General features: G+C 37.4%; 13 protein-coding genes and 1 pseudogene. 13 read left to right on the forward strand and 1 reads right to left on the reverse strand.

Going from position 1 to position 18,502, the window contains the following annotated elements; all coding sequences use genetic code 11:
- Nucleotides 1-201: 201 nt before the first annotated feature.
- From TEPIRE1_RS03270 to TEPIRE1_RS03315, 10 genes and pseudogenes are all read left to right on the forward strand, one after another.
- Complete coding sequence (locus tag TEPIRE1_RS03270; protein ID WP_013777757.1) at nucleotides 202-1,602, forward strand: aspartate ammonia-lyase; 1,401 nt, start codon at nucleotides 202-204, stop codon at nucleotides 1,600-1,602.
- A 287-nt stretch (nucleotides 1,603-1,889) separates the two neighbouring features.
- Nucleotides 1,890-3,272 (forward strand): glycine--tRNA ligase, encoded by a 1,383-nt coding sequence (locus TEPIRE1_RS03275; RefSeq protein ID WP_013777758.1) that lies wholly within the window; start codon nucleotides 1,890-1,892, stop codon nucleotides 3,270-3,272.
- A 438-nt stretch (nucleotides 3,273-3,710) separates the two neighbouring features.
- Complete coding sequence (locus TEPIRE1_RS03280) at nucleotides 3,711-4,733, forward strand: LacI family DNA-binding transcriptional regulator (RefSeq protein ID WP_013777759.1); 1,023 nt, start codon at nucleotides 3,711-3,713, stop codon at nucleotides 4,731-4,733.
- 769 nt (nucleotides 4,734-5,502) lie between these two features.
- The gene (locus TEPIRE1_RS03285) at nucleotides 5,503-6,510 is read left to right on the forward strand and encodes a sugar ABC transporter substrate-binding protein (RefSeq protein ID WP_041591417.1); all 1,008 of its coding nucleotides are present in this window, start codon (nucleotides 5,503-5,505) and stop codon (nucleotides 6,508-6,510) included.
- 63 nt (nucleotides 6,511-6,573) lie between these two features.
- Nucleotides 6,574-8,073, forward strand: a complete 1,500-nt coding sequence (locus TEPIRE1_RS03290; RefSeq protein WP_013777761.1) for a sugar ABC transporter ATP-binding protein — start codon at nucleotides 6,574-6,576, stop codon at nucleotides 8,071-8,073.
- 5 nt (nucleotides 8,074-8,078) lie between these two features.
- Complete coding sequence (locus TEPIRE1_RS03295; protein ID WP_013777762.1) at nucleotides 8,079-9,083, forward strand: ABC transporter permease; 1,005 nt, start codon at nucleotides 8,079-8,081, stop codon at nucleotides 9,081-9,083.
- A gap of 80 nt (nucleotides 9,084-9,163) precedes the next feature.
- Nucleotides 9,164-10,347: pseudogene (iolM, locus tag TEPIRE1_RS14405) on the forward strand (scyllo-inosose 3-dehydrogenase).
- Nucleotides 10,348-10,445: 98 nt separating this feature from the next.
- On the forward strand, nucleotides 10,446-11,567 hold the full coding sequence (gene iolN / locus TEPIRE1_RS03305) for a 3-dehydro-scyllo-inosose hydrolase (RefSeq protein WP_013777763.1): 1,122 nt from the start codon (nucleotides 10,446-10,448) through the stop codon (nucleotides 11,565-11,567).
- Nucleotides 11,568-11,695: 128 nt separating this feature from the next.
- A complete protein-coding gene (iolG, locus tag TEPIRE1_RS03310; RefSeq protein WP_013777764.1) occupies nucleotides 11,696-12,703 on the forward strand; it encodes an inositol 2-dehydrogenase in 1,008 nt (335 codons plus the stop codon).
- Nucleotides 12,704-12,714: 11 nt separating this feature from the next.
- Nucleotides 12,715-13,521: a sugar phosphate isomerase/epimerase family protein gene (locus tag TEPIRE1_RS03315; protein WP_013777765.1), complete on the forward strand. Its 807-nt coding sequence runs from the start codon at nucleotides 12,715-12,717 to the stop codon at nucleotides 13,519-13,521.
- Between the two features lie 108 nt (nucleotides 13,522-13,629).
- On the opposite strand, the gene TEPIRE1_RS03320 is transcribed toward TEPIRE1_RS03315, so the two are convergent.
- Nucleotides 13,630-14,985 carry a phosphomannomutase/phosphoglucomutase gene (locus TEPIRE1_RS03320; RefSeq protein WP_013777766.1) on the reverse strand — a complete coding sequence of 452 codons (1,356 nt, stop codon included), beginning with the start codon at nucleotides 14,983-14,985 and terminating at the stop codon, nucleotides 13,630-13,632.
- 241 nt (nucleotides 14,986-15,226) lie between these two features.
- Between TEPIRE1_RS03320 and TEPIRE1_RS03325 the strand changes: the two genes are divergently transcribed.
- From TEPIRE1_RS03325 to TEPIRE1_RS03335, 3 genes are all read left to right on the forward strand, one after another.
- Nucleotides 15,227-15,850, forward strand: coding sequence for a TetR/AcrR family transcriptional regulator (locus TEPIRE1_RS03325; RefSeq protein WP_013777767.1), 624 nt, complete (start codon nucleotides 15,227-15,229; stop codon nucleotides 15,848-15,850).
- Between the two features lie 67 nt (nucleotides 15,851-15,917).
- Nucleotides 15,918-17,162, forward strand: coding sequence for an alpha/beta hydrolase family protein (locus TEPIRE1_RS03330; RefSeq protein ID WP_013777768.1), 1,245 nt, complete (start codon nucleotides 15,918-15,920; stop codon nucleotides 17,160-17,162).
- Nucleotides 17,162-18,310 (forward strand): alpha/beta hydrolase family protein, encoded by a 1,149-nt coding sequence (locus tag TEPIRE1_RS03335; RefSeq protein WP_013777769.1) that lies wholly within the window; start codon nucleotides 17,162-17,164, stop codon nucleotides 18,308-18,310. Before TEPIRE1_RS03330 ends, TEPIRE1_RS03335 begins: the two co-directional genes overlap by 1 nt.
- The last annotated feature ends 192 nt before the right edge of the window (nucleotides 18,311-18,502 follow it).

Below are 18,502 nucleotides of genomic sequence, written 5' to 3' on the forward strand. Positions count from 1 at the left end.
AAAATTCTAATATTTATAAATGACATTTAAGTGTTATAACCAATCATTTAGTTAAGTTAAGAGGGGTAAGAGGTGCAAAACTGACTTAATTATTGTTTGTGAAAATATTTTTTCTATGTTAAACTATGTATACAATGTACAGAATACAGGCATTAAAATTATTTGATTTTATCATATTGAAAAAATTGAGGAGGGTAAAAAATGGCTGCTTTTAGAATGGAACATGATTTAATTGGTAGTAAAAAGGTGCCTAAAGATGCTTACTATGGGATACAAACCTTAAGGGCAGTAGAAAACTTCAATATAACCGGATGCCCCTCACATCGTAAATTAATTTTAGCTGTTGCAATGGTAAAAAAGGCGGCAGCAATGTCAAATATGAAGCTGGGCTTACTGAACGAAAAAAAAGGCAGTGCGATTATACAGGCCGCCGATGAAATATTAGATGGAAAATTTGCCGATCAGTTTGTAGTTGATGCAATTCAAGGTGGAGCAGGGACTTCGGTAAATATGAATGTAAATGAAGTAATAGCCAATCGCGCTATTGAGATTTTGGGCGGTGAAAAAGGAGATTATGACATTATTTCTCCAAATACCGATGTAAATATGTCTCAATCTACAAATGACGTATACCCAACGGCAATACGCATTGCAACCATATCATTGGCTAAGAATTTGTTGAGCGAGATGGAGCTTTTGAAAAATGCACTATTAAAAAAGGCCGATGAATTTGATGATGTGGTCAAAGTAGGGCGCACACAGTTGCAAGATGCTGTTCCCATCCGGTTAGGTCAAGAATTTGAGGCTTACGCACAAGCTATAGGCAGGGACTTGGCTAGAATTAAATCTTCCCTTGAAGCTTTACATGAAATAAATCTTGGAGCAACTGCCATTGGGACGGGCCTTAATGCTAAAGTTGAATATATAGAGCTTGCCATTGAAAATCTAAGAAATATATCGGGCATTCCACTTAGGAAAGCAGTAAACTTAATAGATGCAACTCAAAATACAGATGTTTTAGCAGCCTTTTCTTCAACCCTAAAAATATTAGCTATTAATTTATCGAAAATAGCCAATGACCTAAGATTGATGTCATCGGGTCCTCGTGCAGGAATAGCGGAAATCAAACTTCCCGCAATGCAACCAGGATCTTCGATAATGCCTGGCAAGGTAAACCCCGTAATTCCCGAGGTTGTTAACCAAGTGGCATTTCAAGTAATAGGCAATGATCATACTATCAGCTTGGCGGTAGAAGCCGGGCAGCTTGAATTAAATGCTATGGAACCTGTTATTACATATAACCTGCTACAATCCATAGAAATCCTAACTAATGCGATAAAAACATTTAGAGAAAAATGTATCGTTGGAATTACGGCTAACCGTGAGCGCTGTCAGGAAATGGTAGAAAAAAGTGTTGGCATAATCACAGCACTGATTCCTCATATTGGATACGAAAAAGCATCTCAGTTGGCAAAAGAAATAGCAGCAAGTGATGAAACAGTTCCTGAATTAATTGCAAAGAAAAATCTCTTACCACAAAATGTAATAAATAATGTTCTCTCTCCTAAAGCCATGACTGAACCCGGAATTTTATGCGGATAAAGAGTCTTGACTTAAGCCAAACAATAGTATATATTTTATTTAAGCATTCTGGTAATCTTTTTTCCCTGCTTAAAGCGAACGGAGGACAGTGTAAGCTCCGTAGCATAAAAAAGATTTGGGAACAGAAGTCAGAAATGAAATCAACCTTATATTGAGTTCCAAAAAAGTGGCAGGATAATGCCTGCAACTAGGGTGGAACCGTCCTTGAATAAAAGGACCCCTAGACCATCAATGATGGTTTAGGGGTTTTTGGTATTTTTGAATAGCAAAAGGAGGAAAGAATTATCATGTCAGAAAATGTTGAAAAAAGTATGAACAAAATAGTTTCATTGTGCAAACGAAGAGGCTTCATATTTCAAGGCTCTGAGATATACGGAGGCCTGGCCAATACATGGGATTACGGGCCTTTAGGTATAGAGCTTAAAAGGAATGTAAAGGATTACTGGTGGAAAAAGGTAGTCCATGAAAGGGACGATGTGGTAGGTCTTGACAGTGCAATTTTGATGCATCCTAAGGTTTGGGAGGCTTCAGGTCATGTGGCAGGCTTTAATGATGCCTTAATCGATTGCAAGCAGTGTAAATCCAGGTTCCGTGCCGACCACCTGATCGAAGACTCCTTGAATATACATGTGGAGGGTAAAAGTGTACAGGAACTTACAGAAATAATCCATGATAATAAAATTAAATGCCCCACTTGTGGTAGTGTTGCATGGACCGAAGCCAGAGTATTCAACCTGATGTTTAAAACCTATCAGGGTGTTACCGAAGATTCTAGCTCAATAGTTTATCTCCGCCCTGAAACGGCCCAAGGAATATTCGTTAATTTCAAAAACGTGTTGGATTCATGCCGTATGAAGTTGCCATTCGGAATTGCTCAAATTGGAAAATCTTTTAGAAACGAGATAACTCCCGGCAACTTTACCTTTAGAACTCGTGAATTTGAACAGATGGAACTAGAGTTTTTTGTAAAGCCCGGCGATGATCAAGAATGGTTTGAATACTGGCGGCAGTTTATGGTGGATTTTTTTGTATCATTAGGAGTAAAAAAGGAAAACTTACGATTAAGAGACCATTCTCCCGAAGAACTTTCTCACTACTCAAAAGGTACTACAGATTTAGAGTATAAATTTCCCTTTGGATGGGGTGAGCTGTGGGGTGTTGCTAACCGAACCGATTATGACCTTTCTCGCCATATGGAATATTCGGGTAAATCGCTTACCTATTTTGATCCAAAAGAAAACAAACAAATTGTGCCATATGTAGTAGAACCATCTTTAGGTGCGGACAGAGCAATACTAGCTGTTTTATGCGATGCATACGATGAAGAGGAGGTTCAAGGCGATACTCGTGTAGTATTGCATTTAAAACCAGAGATTGCACCTATAAAATGTGCTGTTTTACCACTTTCCAAAAAAGAACCACTGGAAGAACTGGCATGCAAAGTATACCATGACCTTAAAAAATATTACCACATGGAATACGACAACACAGGCAGCATAGGTAAACGCTACCGCCGCCAAGACGAAATCGGAACCCCATTTGCCGTTACCATAGACTTTGACAGCTTGGAAGATAATAAAGTCACCATAAGGGATAGAGATACTATGCAGCAGGATAGGATAGAAATCAATCAAGTAAGAGACTATCTCAAGGAGAAACTCAGATTTTAATTACAGCACATTTTTTTAAGATAGAAGGCTGCTATTGGAGATAAAAATCCTGTAGCAGCCTTCTATTTAGAATTTCGGGTGTTCTTTATAGAAGGATTTTTATAAATTAACATAGAATTATTGATTCCATTGTAAAAAGTCAGTTTTGCTGTAAAAATATCCGTATGTTGTTTTTTGTATAAAGAAAGTATGCTATATATCGAAATTAAATTAAAGAATGAAGGTTTCTGCACAAAAATCGTTATTGAATAAGTCGCGTGAAACCAAAATGTTTAATAAATTTTCTTGCAAATACAAAAGAAAGCGGTTACAATCTATAGTAAAGAAATGATGTAAAGTGACTTCAAGGTATTGAACTTAAAAAATCAAGAGATATATCACAATGAGTAGCATCTATAATAAAAGGCAACTAAAGTTTTTTATGGAGCGGTGATTCTAATGTCTGTAACTATATATGATGTAGCAAAGAAAGCCGGAGTTTCAATAGCTACCGTATCAAGAGTTTTGAATAAAAGCAGTGCTGTTTCGGATAGAACTCGGCGGCAAGTTGAAGAAGCTATCAAAGAATTAAACTATGCACCGAATTTTATAGCATCTGCATTAACAAAAAAATCAACTTTAACTTTGGGTCTTTTAATTCCTGACATCACAAACCCCTTTTTTTCTGAGTTAGCCAGGGGAGTTGAGGATGCCAGTAATGATTTTGGATTTAATATTATAATATGCAATACAGATTATAGTCTTGAAAAAGAAGCCACATATATAAGTCTTTTAAAACAAAAAAGTGTTGATGGATTTATCATTTCAACAGCATATTATAATGACAAGAATATCATTGAACTGCTAAAAGATAACGTGCCATTGGTACTTTTAGGAAGAGATATCGACTGTTCCGAAGAATATCCCATGGATGCAGTAGTATCCGATAATATTAAAGGTGGGTATATTGCTACGAAACATTTGATAGATTTAGGCCATGAAAAAATTGCATGCCTTTTGGGACCGGCAAAGATAAAAGTTAACTTAGAAAGAGAAAAGGGATACCTAAAAGCTATGAAAGAAGCAAAGCTTAAAGTTTATAAAGAAATACTAACACATGGAGATTTCAAACTTGAATTTGGATATAAAGAAGCACTTAGAATATTTAAGGGTTCGATTAGACCCACTGCATTTGTTACCGGCAATGACCTTACAGCTCTTGGCGTAATGAGAGCACTAAAGACAATTGGTCTTTCTGTGCCACGAGATGTATCGGTTGTTGGGTATGATAACATAATCTTGGCAGAAATGTCAGACCCGCCGCTAACTACCGTTAATCAACAGATGCAGAAAATGGGTTATTTAGCAACAGAGCTTCTTATAAAAAGAATAAAAGGTGAGAGAAATGCAGGCAAAAAAGTTGTTTTAGATATTAATCTTGTAGTTCGAAAATCGACAAGCAAAGTGCCTTCGACAAATTAGAATACTAAATTTAAGATATTAAAATCTGACGATGAGATTTTTTAAAGGCTACCTGTTTTATGCTTTATAAACATAGTATACGGCAGCCTTTTTTAATTAAATAATTAAATGAATTAACAAAAAATAAAATATAGCAACTTAAATCATAAAAAATTAATTAAATTATTTTTTTAAAAAAGAAGGACAAATCAATTTTATGTAGAATAAAATAAATATAAGTACCTAATTTTTAATTTTGTTATTTAAAATGTAAGGGCTTACAAATAATTATACTATTAGGGGATGTCTTAACTATTCTAAAACAAAGCAATAAAAACAAAAATTTATCAGAACATCATAGACGTTATATTTTTATACAAAATTGTAACCGCTTACAATAATCTTAATAATTTTTTTTTACAAGTATCAAGTAATGAAATACTTTAAGTTCGATAGCAATATGTCAAGTCTTAAGATTACAAACTAAATGAACTTACAGGTTCATTTCACAAAAAGCTTGTTATCCAAAAACATTAGCATTAGAAAAATAAGCTAACTACATACCTGATTCGTAGTATCACATTGATTAAAAAATCCGTTTTCAAGTTTAACCATTAAATTCAAAACATTTTAAACTATTTTTATAGAGCTTCAATGCATTAGCCGTTCAGCATGATAATACGGTGTGGCCAAAAAATATAACTGGCTGTAATGAATAATCATAAGAGGAGGGATTGTAGAGGATTATAGTGCAAAGGATGCAAACTTTACTAAAAAATTAATAGGGGGAATGAAATTGAAAACAAAGCGGTTTAAAATGTTAAGTTTGATAGTCGGGATTACGCTAATTTTTTTACTTATTTCTGGATGCGGCCAGCAGCAAGAATCTCAGCCTAGTGACAGTGAGCAGGTACCACAACAAGAAGCAGAAGAACCCATAAAAATCGGAGTTGTTGTCAAAGCATTAAACAGTGATTTTTGGAAAACAGTAGAAGCTGGAGCAAAAGCTGCGGGAAAGGATTTAGGTATAGAAGTCGAAGTTTTGGGACCATCGGCAGAAACTGCTGTATCAGAGCAAATAGATATGATTGAAGACCAGATTACCAAGCGAGTATCTGCTTTAGCTGTGGCGCCTTCACAACCAGCATCGGCAATTCCTGTATTTGACCAAGCTAAAGCTGCCGGAATACCTGTTGTGCTAATAGATACAGATGCTCAATGGGATGACAAAGTTAGCTTTGTGGGAACAGGAAACTACAATGGAGGTAAGCAAGCAGGAGAATTTATAGCAGAAAAATTAGGTAAGGGTGGAAAAGTTGTAATACTTAGAGGAGCTGTAGGGGATCCAACTCATGATGAAAGGTCAAATGGTGCTATTGAAGTTTTAAAAGAAAAGGGATTGGAAATACTTGATATTCAACCAGCCAACAGTGAAAGAGGCTTGGGAATGACTGTAATGGAAAATATGCTTCAGGTTCACTCGGATATCCAAGGGATGTTTGCCACCAATGATGAGATGGCTTTAGGTGCCCTCAGAGCGATTCAAGCCGCGGGTAAAGAAATAATAACTGTTGGTTTTGATGGTTCGCCTGACGCATTAAAATCTATTGAAGAAGGAGAATTAACTGCATCTGTTGCACAAAATTCTTTCAATATTGGTTATCAAGGTGTTGTTGCAGCAGTAAAAGCTGTGAGAGGAGAAGCAGTTGATAAAAGGATAGACACTGGGACCAAAATTATTTCAAAAGACAACGTAAAAGAAGAACAACAAAAACTAAAAGAAATTTTAGGTCAATAGGCTAATAATAGCATTGATTCCAGGGAGCTTTTTAAGCTCCCTGGAATAAAGGGGCGATTAAAAGTGACAAAGAAACCTTATCTTAAAATGAAGGGCATCTCAAAGCAATTTCCGGGTGTGATAGCACTTGATTCGGTAAATTTTGAAGTTGCTAAAGGCGAGGTTCATGGTCTTGTAGGCGAAAATGGTGCTGGAAAATCAACTCTGATAAAGATATTGACCGGAGCTTATGAAAAAGATGAGGGTCAAATTTATATAGACAATAAAGAGATACATATATCAAATCCTAAACAGGCGATCGACATGGGAATTGTCGCTATATATCAAGAATTGAATTTAAGTCCGCATTTTTCAGCTGCAGAGAATATTTTTCTTGGGCAAGAAATAAAAATGGGGAATGTTATTAATTTTATTGATTGGAAAGCAACAAAAAGAGAAGCGATGCGTCTTTTAAATGAATTGGGTCAGGATTTAGATATTAATATACCCGTAAAGCAATTAGGTATAGGTCAGCAGCAAATGGTAGAAATAGCTAAGGCATTATCAAAAAATGCTAATATTATTATAATGGATGAACCAACCTCAAGCTTAAGTCTAAATGAAACTGAAGAATTATTGAAAGCTATTGATAGATTAAGGGGAAAAGGAATTTCTGTCATATTTATATCGCATAGACTGGAAGAAGTTTTTGAAATATGTGACAGGATTACAGTCATGAGGGATGGTAAGAAAATAGTGACAGTAGAAGCTAGGGAAACTAATAAAGATGAGATTATAAAGTATATGGTAGGCAGAAGCTTAGAGCAGCAATATCCCAAAAAACCAACTAGGCGGGGTGCTGAGGCGTTAAGAGTAGAGAACCTTAAACGAGCGGGTATTTTTGATGATATAAGCTTTGTTGCATATAGTGGTGAGATTTTAGGTATTTCAGGACTTGTAGGCGCAGGTAGAACTGAAATCGCTAGAAGTATTTTTGGTGCTGATATAAGAGATAAGGGTGATATTTATGTTTATGGGAAAAAGTGTAATATTTTATCTCCTAGAGATGCAATGAAGGAAGGAATAGCTCTTTTGACTGAAGACAGGAAAGGACAAGGCTTAATTTTACAACAAGATATAGTAACCAATATTACACTGCCTAGTTTGCCAAGATTCAAGGAAAAATTTTTTATTGATTTAAAAAAACTATTCCTCGCATCAAAAAGTTTATCAGAAGAATTAGATATAAAAACGCCGTCACTATACAAAAAAGTAATGGAATTAAGCGGTGGAAATCAGCAGAAGGTGGTAATTGCAAAATGGCTTTGTTATAATGCAAGAATTTTTATTTTTGACGAACCAACGAGGGGCATTGATGTAGGTGCGAAAGTTGAAGTATATAACATAATGAATGAGCTAGTATCTAATGGCGCATGCGTTATAATGATATCTTCTGAACTTCCTGAAATTTTAGGTATGAGTGATAGGATTATTGTATTACATGAAGGAAGAATAACAGGTGAATTTTCTCGAGAGAATGCCAATCAAGAAATAATCATGAAAGCTGCAACTGGAGGTGTGTAAGAATTATGAAAGTTGAGTCTAAAGCAGAAAAAAATGTAGTTCAAGAAAATCAGCAACAAAGCGAAAAAGTTACAAGTTTTTTTTCGCAAATAGGATCAATGGCTGGGCTAATCGTTCTATTCATATTTTTATCAATTGCCACCCCACACTTTTTTGAGGTAAAAAACCTCATGAACATTGCAAGACAATCAGCTATTAATAGCCTTGTGGCAGTGGGAATGCTTATGGCTATACTAACTGCAGGAATTGACCTTTCAGTAGGGTCAATCTTAGCATTATCTACTGTCGTGATGGGCATCCTAGTTGTGAAGTTAAACATGAGTCCTATTATTGGTATTTTAGCCTGTTTAGCCATGGGATCTTTGTTGGGCATTATAAATGGTTTGTTACTTACAAAACTGCACCTTCCTCACCCATTTATATCAACGCTTGGAATGCAAAACATATGTAGGGGTCTAGCATTAATAGCAACCAAAGCATCTCCTATTTCAGGATTTCCTCCAATTATTCAGTATTTGGGCTCTGCTTTTTTAGGACCAGTGCCTGTTAGCTTTATATTAGTTATTGTTATTTATGTGGTTTTTCATATATTTTTAACCCGTACTGCCACCGGCAGACATATATATGCAGTTGGAGGTAATAAGGAAGCTGCAAGATTATCAGGCATCAACGTAGATGCAATACTGATAACTGTATATACACTTAGTGGTCTTATGGCAGCTATGGGAGGTTTGATATTAACCGGAAGAGTCAATGCCGCATATCCACTAGCGGGTTTAGCATATGAAACAGATGCTATTGCCGCTGTGATCATTGGAGGAGCAAGTTTTATGGGTGGCGTTGGAACGGTGTGGGGAACATTAATTGGTGCTATGATAATGGCGGTCTTGAGAAATGGCCTCAATCTTTTAGGCGTTTCTGCAGAATGGCAAACTGTTGCCATCGGAGCTGTTATTATTGGTGCGGTTTATGTTGACGTTATAAGAAGAAGAGCACAAGTTAAAAGTTAAACAGCAAAAACAGTATTTTATAATTTTTTGTAATACATTAAGTCAATAAATTATAGAAGGGAGTCTTTATAATGTCAAAAATGAAAGCGGTTACACTGTTTGCAGATTGGGACCCGCGTCCCGAATTTAAATTAGGGCCTAAGGATATTGAAGGGAAGCAGACCTATTTAGGGAGTAAAGTATGGAGAAACCCGCGTATAGAAATTGTAGAGCACGACATACCAAAGCCGCAAAAAGGAGAAGTTCTAATAGAAGTTAAAGCATGTGGAATCTGCGGAAGCGATGTCCATATGGCTCAGCCGGATGAAGATGGTTACATACTCTATCCCGGCCTTACAGGATTTCCTGCCATCTTAGGCCATGAACTTTCCGGAGTAGTAGTAGAAGCAGGCCCTGATGCAATTGACAAAAGAATAAATAAACCCTACAAAGGTGGCGAACTAGTAACAGCCGAAGAGATGATGTGGTGCGGCCAGTGCCAACCCTGTGCCGACGGGTGGCCCAACCACTGTGAGAGATTAGATGAGATAGGCTTTAATGTAAACGGAGCATTTGCAAAGTATATTGTCTTACCGGCTAAACTCCTGTGGAGCTTAGAACCCTTGAAAGCACGATACAAAGAAGAAGACATCTTCCTTGCCGGAAGCCTCGTAGAACCCACATCTGTAGCATATAATGCCGTAATTGAGCGTGGAGGGGGAATAAGGCAGGAGATAATGTGGTAATATGCGGTGGTGGTCCCATAGGCCTTGCAGCATGTGCCATACTAAAAAGGCATGGAGCAGCCAAAGTAATTCTATCAGAACCCTCTGTCGGTCGAGCAGAACTTGGCAAAAAATTAGGGGCTGATTACGTAATTGACCCGACAAAAGTAGACTTTACTGAAGAAGTACTACGACTTACAGACGGTTATGGGGCAAGCTTATATCTTGAAGCTACAGGATTACCCACTGCAGTGTATCCAGGAATAGAAAAAGCAATATGGGAAGGCAGGACATTAAATTCGACCATAGTAGTAGTTGCAAGAGCTGATGCCAAAATGCCTGTTACCGGTGAAGTATTACAAGTAAGAAGAGCAAGAATCATCGGAGCACAGGGTCATTCCGGCCATGGTACCTTCCCCAGAGTCATAGAATGTATGGCAAGTGGAATGGATATGACACCTATGATAACCAAGAAAATAAGCTTGGAAGAAGTGCCGGAAAACATAATTATGTTAAGAACAGATAGAAAAGAGTGCAAAATAACCTGTGTAATGGACTAACAAATATTTTAACAAATAAATAAAAGCTGCTATGGGGCGGATACAAGACCACCTCGCCCCATAGCAAAAACATCAAAGCAAGGAAGAGGAGATATACTATGGAAAAACCAAAGGACAAAAAATGGATATTGACTGACAATCCGGCCATAAAGTTTGAAGACAATACCGTAGGAAGGCTGAAAAAACAAATATGGGATGCAAGTGAAGAAGAGATAGATGCCATACTAAAAGAATACGATATCCCATCGGAACCGGAACTAGGCAAAGCAGGCACATATATTCAAAATACTCCTAGAGTAAAAGTTATTGAAAAGCGCAGCAAAAATGATATAGTATTTGTACCCATAGGATGTACAGAAAACCATGGCATGCATGCTAATTCTGGTCTTGACACATTCATGGTCACACAAATTCTAGAAGGTGTCCGCCGATACACTGCAAAACAGGGAAGAGAAGTAAGCCTTGCTTTCCCACCGCTAAACTACGGCGGCCATCCATACCACCACCTTGGCATGCCTGGCACAGTTATCATGCCAAAAGAGGTAGTAGAAGAAACCATCATATATATGATGTTAGGACTGTGGAATGACGGCTTTAGGAAAATAATCTTAGTAAACAATCATGGACATCTGTGGATGCTAGAATCAGCTATACAAGAATTCATGAAGAGATTCCAACTTCCGGGAATATTCCAGGTATTAGACTGGCATAGGGCCGTTAGAGAGTTTTTCTATCCTACAGACAGAGAAGACAGCCTAGAGACACACTTTGTCCACGCAGACGAAGCCGAGACTTCAGTAGGACTATTACTTTTCCCTGACATGATTGACATGAGTGTAGTAGAGGATGCCGAAGGTGAATCATTCCTTCCAGATGGCCACTTTGATAAATCAGTAGACCCCTTTGGAAGACCCCATCGCTGGTCTGAAGGCGAAGGTCATGCTGCCATAGAACGGGCCGCTACACCTCAGGGAGTTGTAGGTAAACCAAGCATAGCCTCAGTTAAAAAGGCAAAACGTCCTATCGCTGCAATACTAAAATACTTGACTCTAGTACATGACCAGATTCTAGATGCCTTCCCGGCGGGAACAGTGCCACCGGTAGAAAAAATTACATTGCGAACCGAAAAAGAGATGGAGCCGTTTTTGAAAGAACCCTTCAGCGAAGGTTGGAAATCTGTTTATGAACTGCCGCCTATGGGAGTATTCTATAAATTATAAACATTTTGCTTAAACGAGGCAGCGACATAATAAACAATAAACCTCCTGTATACCATCCTGTAAAGAAATAAATATCTTTACAGGATGGTCTCATAAAATAAAAATACTAAATGGAGGAGATGTAAACCGTGAAAAAAATTAAAGTAGGATTAATTGGAGCAGGAAGAATAGGAAGATTTCACGCCGAAACTATCAAAGCTAATGTAGACTTTGTAGAGATTAAATCTGTTGCAGATATATTTGCTGAAAATATCAAAGATTGGGCAGAAAATCTTGGGATAAAAAATGTCTATAAAGACGCAAACGAAATATTAGAAGACAAGGAAATAGATGCGGTTCTCATATGCTCATCAACCGATACACACTCTCAATTAATTATAGATTCGGCAAAAGCAGGTAAACATATTTTTTGTGAAAAGCCCATTGACTTTGACTTAAATAGAATACATAAAGCCCTAGATGAGGTAGAAAAAGCAAATGTTAAATTACAAATAGGCTTTCAACGAAGATTCGATCCCAGCTTTAAACGAGCACATGATATTATAAGAGCAGGCAAAATAGGCGAACCTCACATATTAAAAATTACTTCACGTGACCCCAGTCCACCACCGATAGAATATATTAAAGTATCTGGTGGCATCTTTTTAGATATGACTATACATGACTTTGACATGGCAAGATTTTTAATTGGAAGTGAAGTTGCGGAAGTGTTTGCTACCGGAGAAGTAAGAGTTGATCCGGAAATCAAAAAAGCAGGAGACATTGATACTGCCATTGTTACGCTAAAATTTTCAGACGGCACCATAGGCGTCATAGATAATAGTAGAAAGGCCGTTTACGGCTATGATCAAAGAGTAGAAGTATTTGGCTCAAAAGGAAGCATAGCTGTGAATAATGACCATTTAACAAATACTGTATTAAGCAATGAAGACGGAATTATAAGCCACAATCCCAAGAACTTTTTCATGGATAGATACAAAGATGCATACATAGCTGAAATTAAGGCGTTTTGCGATAGCATATTAAATAATATCAAGCCTCTTGTAACAGGCAAAGACGGCCTTGAACCGGTAATTATCGGCCTTGCTGCAAAAAAATCACTTGCTGAAGGAAAACCGATAAAAATAGAAAGATAGGTGTTTATAAAATGAAGCTCAGCATTACCATGGCAAAAGAAGCGGCTAAGAATGCACCGATTGTTTTAAGGGGCAGCTATACTGAAAACATTAAAAAGGCAGCAAAAATGGGATATGATGCGGTAGAAATTCATGTAAATGGCCCAAATACATTGGATATCGAGGAGATACAAAAGGATTGCGAAGAAAACAATATTGTAGTTTCTACTATCGGAACAGGAATGGGCTATGGAATTGACGGGTTAAGCTTTACAGATCCGGACGGCACTGTTCGAGACAGGGCTGTAAAGAGGATATTCGATCATATTTGCACTGCTAAAGAACTTGATGCAAAAGTAATAATAGGTTCAATGAGAGGTACAATTGCCGATACAAATGACCGTAAAAAATATGAAGAATATGCACTTAAATGCTTTGACAAGATTATGAACTCTGCAGAAAAAAATAACGTAATTATACTAAATGAAGCAATAAATCGATATGAAACCAACTTCATTAATAATATTGAAGAAAGCCTTGAATTTATTGAGAAAATAAATTCACCATATCTCAAGCTGCACTTAGATACATTTCATATGAATATAGAAGAACAGGATATGGTAAAAAGTATATTGAAAGCAGGAAAATCCTTAGGCCATTTCCATTTTGCCGATAGCGACAGGTGGTACCCTGGCCATGGCCATGTAGACTTTAAAAGCATTATTAAAGCACTAAAGGACATAAGCTATGATAACTATATAGCCTTTGAATGTCTGCCACTTCCTACACCTGATGAAGCTGCGAGAAATTCCTTAAGAAACATTAGGCCTTTATTATAAACAGAAAACAGATGGATTGAATATCTACAATAAATAATAAAGCCCATCCGTTGTTTCAAATAAAGTCTCAACAATGGATGGGCAAAAAGGCAAACAGACAGCGTTATGTCAAAAAAGTTTCAAAGGCAGCAGCGCTTTTTGAATCTCATTTTTTATCTTGTCAAGGCCGTCCTTGCTTGTTGCTTCACATCTAACGATGAGTTCCGGGCCGGTGTTAGAGCTTCTGACAAGTCCCCAACCATCGGGGAAGATTACCCTCGCCCCGTCTACATCTATTATAGGGTATTTATCCTGAAAGTAGCGTTTTACAGCTTCGACCTTATCAAACTTTTCTTCATCCGGGCACGGCACGCGAAGTTCAGGTGTAGAATAATATTTGGGCACATCTGCCAGCAGCTCGGAAAGCTTTTTATCGGTATTTGACAAAATTCTTAAAAGCCGGGCAGCAGCATATAGAGCATCATCGAAACCATAATATTCGTCTGCAAAGAACATATGGCCTGACATTTCACCCGTAAATACGGCACCGATTTCTCTCATTTTTGCCTTTATTAATGAATGGCCTGTTTTATAGAAGATAGGTTTACCGCCTAATTTTTTTACTTCATCTACGAGGGCTTGTGAGCACTTAACTTCAATAATAGCCACAGCCCCGGGATATTTTGGCATGATCTCGCGCCAATATAGAATCATCAACATATCGCCATAAATTATATTTCCCTTATCATCAACTACGCCAATGCGGTCCCCATCACCATCAAATCCGATTCCTAAATCCAGTTTTTCCCTTAAAACTAATTCTTTCAAGTCTGTTAGATTTTCAGGCTTGACCGGGTCGGGAAAATGATTTGGAAATTTGGGATCAGACTCGCAGTATAGAGGGTAAACATCAACACCCAATCGGCGGAAAAGTTTTTCGGCAAAGAGCGAAGCAGTGCCATTTCCACAGTCTATTCCGACTCTGAGCTTTTTTGAAAGGTGTATTTTTTCGCAAATCATATCAATATAATCCTCTGAAGGGTCCTTATAGGTAAGCGAACCTTGACCTGACAGGAAATCTCCTTTTTCCATCATAATCCTTAAATTTTGAATTTCGTCACCATATATAGTGCCCGGACCAAATGCCACTTTAAAACCATTAAATTGTGCGGGATTATGACTTGCAGTTACCATTATTCCTGGATTTATATTAAAATGTATTCTAGCATAATAAAATATAGGAGTTACAACCGTACCTATGTCGACTACATTACATCCGGTAGACAGCAGACCTTCTGTAACAGCTTTTTTTAAAGATGGTGAAGAAATGCGATTATCACACCCAACAATAACTGAAGTTTCGTTATTTTTTAAGGTATAGGTACCAAAAGCCTGACCAAGCCTCCTTGCAAAATTTTCATCCAAATCTTCACCAACAACACCTCTTATGTCATACTGCCGAAATATGTAAGGATTTATTTTCATTAACACTTTCCTCCTTGGCACCAGGCAAGTTATTTTAATTTTTTGTAATTGTAATGTATCTGAATTATATCATAAAACTTTTTTGAAGCAAAATATCTCATCTCACATAGATGACATTTTACTAGAATAAATTCAACATGATATTATCATAGAATAACTATATTTTACCTACTTCATGTATTGACAAATCCAAATTTGATGTTATACTTAACTAAATACTTAGTTATATTTGGGGGATTTTATGAATAAGCGAGACGCAATAGAAACCAAAGCAAGGATTTTATCCGCTGCAGAAGACATTTTTTCAAAGGTTGGCTTTGATGGTGCCAGAGTAGATGATATTGCCAAGGAAGCCGGTGTAAATAAGGCGCTAATCTATTACTATTTTAAAAGTAAAAATGAAATACTGGAAACGCTCTTTTCAAGCCTTATTGAAGATGCTAGAAGAATGCTTGTCAAATCAATGGAAGGTACACCAGATGTATCTGGAAATGACGGGTATAGAAAGCTATTTGATATATACATCCGGTTTGTATCTCAAAAAAGAAAAATTATTAAAGTAGCTGTTGCAGAGTCTGCTAAAACAAATGTATCAAGCTCTATTATAATGGAACTTGGCAATTTAATTATTAATGCAGAGATTGATGCTCTTCGGAAAGAATATGAAAAGAAAGGTCTACATTTTCCCGAAGATAAACAAGAGCTGTTGGTGATGGAGTTCTTTACAGGTCTGACTCCTTTCCTAAGCTATGCATTATACAAAGATCAATGGGAAGATCAATACGGTATGAGCGAAGAAGTATTGCAGAATTACTTTTATCAGGCCTTTAAAAAAGCTCATTTAGAGGCTCATTTGCGGTGGTAAAAAATTTTGCGTATCACTAACTAAGTAGTTAGTATAAATTATATAAATAATTGAGGAGGTTTTAGTAATGAAAGTAAATAAAAGAATTGACGAGCTTATAAAGGAAACAACGCAGGTGATTGATCCCCATCGCCAGTTTTACAAGATAAGATTCGAGGACAACAGCATGGATTTTGCATTTCAATGGGCGTTGGGGTGTATTCGAAATGGAGGCGGAGAAATTGGTGAAATGTTTTGTACGGCTGCCCAAATAGAGGATTACAATCCGGATAGTTGGGCCGAAGAGTGGCCCAAAATTGCACATCGTGTAGAGAAAAGGGCACAGACTGCTGAAGCGGAAGGACATAAAATAAGCGCACGAGAATTTTATATGCGGGCAGCCGGTTATTATAGGGCTGCACTGACATCCTTATTGCCGCGTAACGAGAAGTATATGGAGTGGTACGAAAAATCCATGGAATGCTTTTCAAAAGCAGGTGCTTTGTCTGATCCGGAAATCGAATTAATACGTGTTCCCTTTGAAGACACATATCTGCCTGGTTGTTTCATAAAAGCTGCAACGAGCGAGCAAAAGTCAAAAACAATAATAGCAATCGGTGGTGCGGAAACCTTTTTTATGGATCTATACTTTCAAATCGGCCCATCAGCAATAAAACGTGGCTATAATTTTATCACTGTTGACATACCGGGGCAGGGGATTCTTCCTGCCGAAGCGCAATTCTTTAGGCCGGATACAGAAAAGCCAATAGGGGCGATATTAGACTATGCCTATAGCAGACCGGAAGTGGATACAAATCTTATCGCTGCATATGGAATAAGTGGAGGCGGATATTATGTACCCCGTGCATCAGCTTATGATAAAAGAATTAAAGCATGCATATCAAATTGTGCAGTTACGAATATCGGAAAGATAATGGGAGAAATGGCCATACAAAACCAGAAAGCAGCAAATGGTATTAAAATGTCCGCGTTTAATGTGAGGATGTTTCAAATCATGGCGTGGAGACATGGTATAGCAACTGATGACATCCCGGGTCTTTTAAACAAAACGAGTGCATTTGCTTTTAATCCTTCTTTGATTACATGTCCTGTACTAAATATATGTAGCAATGGGGAATATCTCAATCCGGCAATCAAAGCAATGGAAGATGATTTTATGCAGTCTTTGCCTAATTTAAACAAAAAGATGATTGTAGCTTTATTTGAAGATGGAGGCGGAACTCATTGTCTTGGTGAGAATACCGGACTGTTAAGTGCGCTAGTATTTGATTGGCTTGATGAGGTTTTGAAAAGTGAGGGAATAAATATCTGATGGAAAGATTACAATTTAAGATACCTGTTGGGTATTACCATTTCCATGATGATGTTGGATTGAATTTTCAATTTAACAGGGCTCTAATCAACCAATGTCCTATGGAAGAAATGATGGAAGCTGCACAAAGTATTCGTAAATATGAGGATGTCAGGAGCATAATGACCTCATTAGCAGAAAAAGCGTTCAAAGAAGGCCGAACGCTGAATGCGGCTTTCTATTATAGATTTGCCGAATTTTTCTGTTTTGGCAATACGGAAGAAAAGAAGCGGTTGTTTAATCAGTTTATGCAGCTCTTCTATCAGGCATTAGAAAACGATAGAATTGAGCGCCATAAAGTTCAATATTATGGAGGTTATCTGAAGGCTATCCGAATCAAAAACAATGCTTTGCCCAAGGGAACAATTGTTGTTCATGGCGGCGGCGATTCATTTGTTGAGGAATTTTACCTGTCAGTTCGATGGCTCGTAGATGTGGGGTTTGAAGTTATCATGTTTGAAGGGCCCGGGCAGGGAGAGCCCTTGCAAAAGTACTACTTAAAAATGACTCATGAATGGGAGAAACCCACAAAGGCAATTCTGGATTATTTTAATCTGGATGCTGTAACATTAATTGGTATATCATTAGGAGGGTATTTTGCCCTGCGTGCTGCGGCATTTGAAAAAAGAATCAAACGAGTTATTGCATGGAATGTGGTGTATGATTTCTTTGAATGTATCATGGGAAGAAACGGAATGCTTAAATATTACATCATAAATGGACTTGTATCAGCCAATGCAAAAACATTAATAAACTATATTGCTCGAAAGCAGATGCAAAAGAGTGAAATGGAAAAATGGATTTATGATCAAATGATGTATGCATATGGCGTTGAAACTCCTTTTGAATATCTAAAAACACTGAAAAAATATAGATGTACAAAACATGTTTCGCAAAATGTTACACAGGATGTGTTAATTTTAGCCGGAGCCGAGGATCATATTATTCCTTTAAGGATGTATGAACGGCAGTTAAAGGCGCTGACGAATGCAAATAGCGTTGCAGGCCGTGTTTTTACGAAAAAAGATCATGCATCAAATCATTGTCAGGTTGGAAATGTCGTGTTGGCATTGCATTTTATTGTTGACTGGCTTAATACGAAATCATAATGCAGCAAAAATTGAAAGTTGGCCACATGAAGCAAGCTACATACCACATATAGCGTCCACTTTCGGCCGAATTTTAGCCAATCAATAACTGTCTATTGCATCATGACGTGTGGGTAGGTAACTAAATGCGTGCTTTTAATTACCTTCCAGTGGCAGTTATGCAATTGGAGGTTCTTTTATGAATTAATATCT

The sequence above is a fragment of the Tepidanaerobacter acetatoxydans Re1 genome (assembly GCF_000328765.2).
Taxonomy (GTDB): domain Bacteria; phylum Bacillota; class Thermosediminibacteria; order Thermosediminibacterales; family Tepidanaerobacteraceae; genus Tepidanaerobacter; species Tepidanaerobacter acetatoxydans.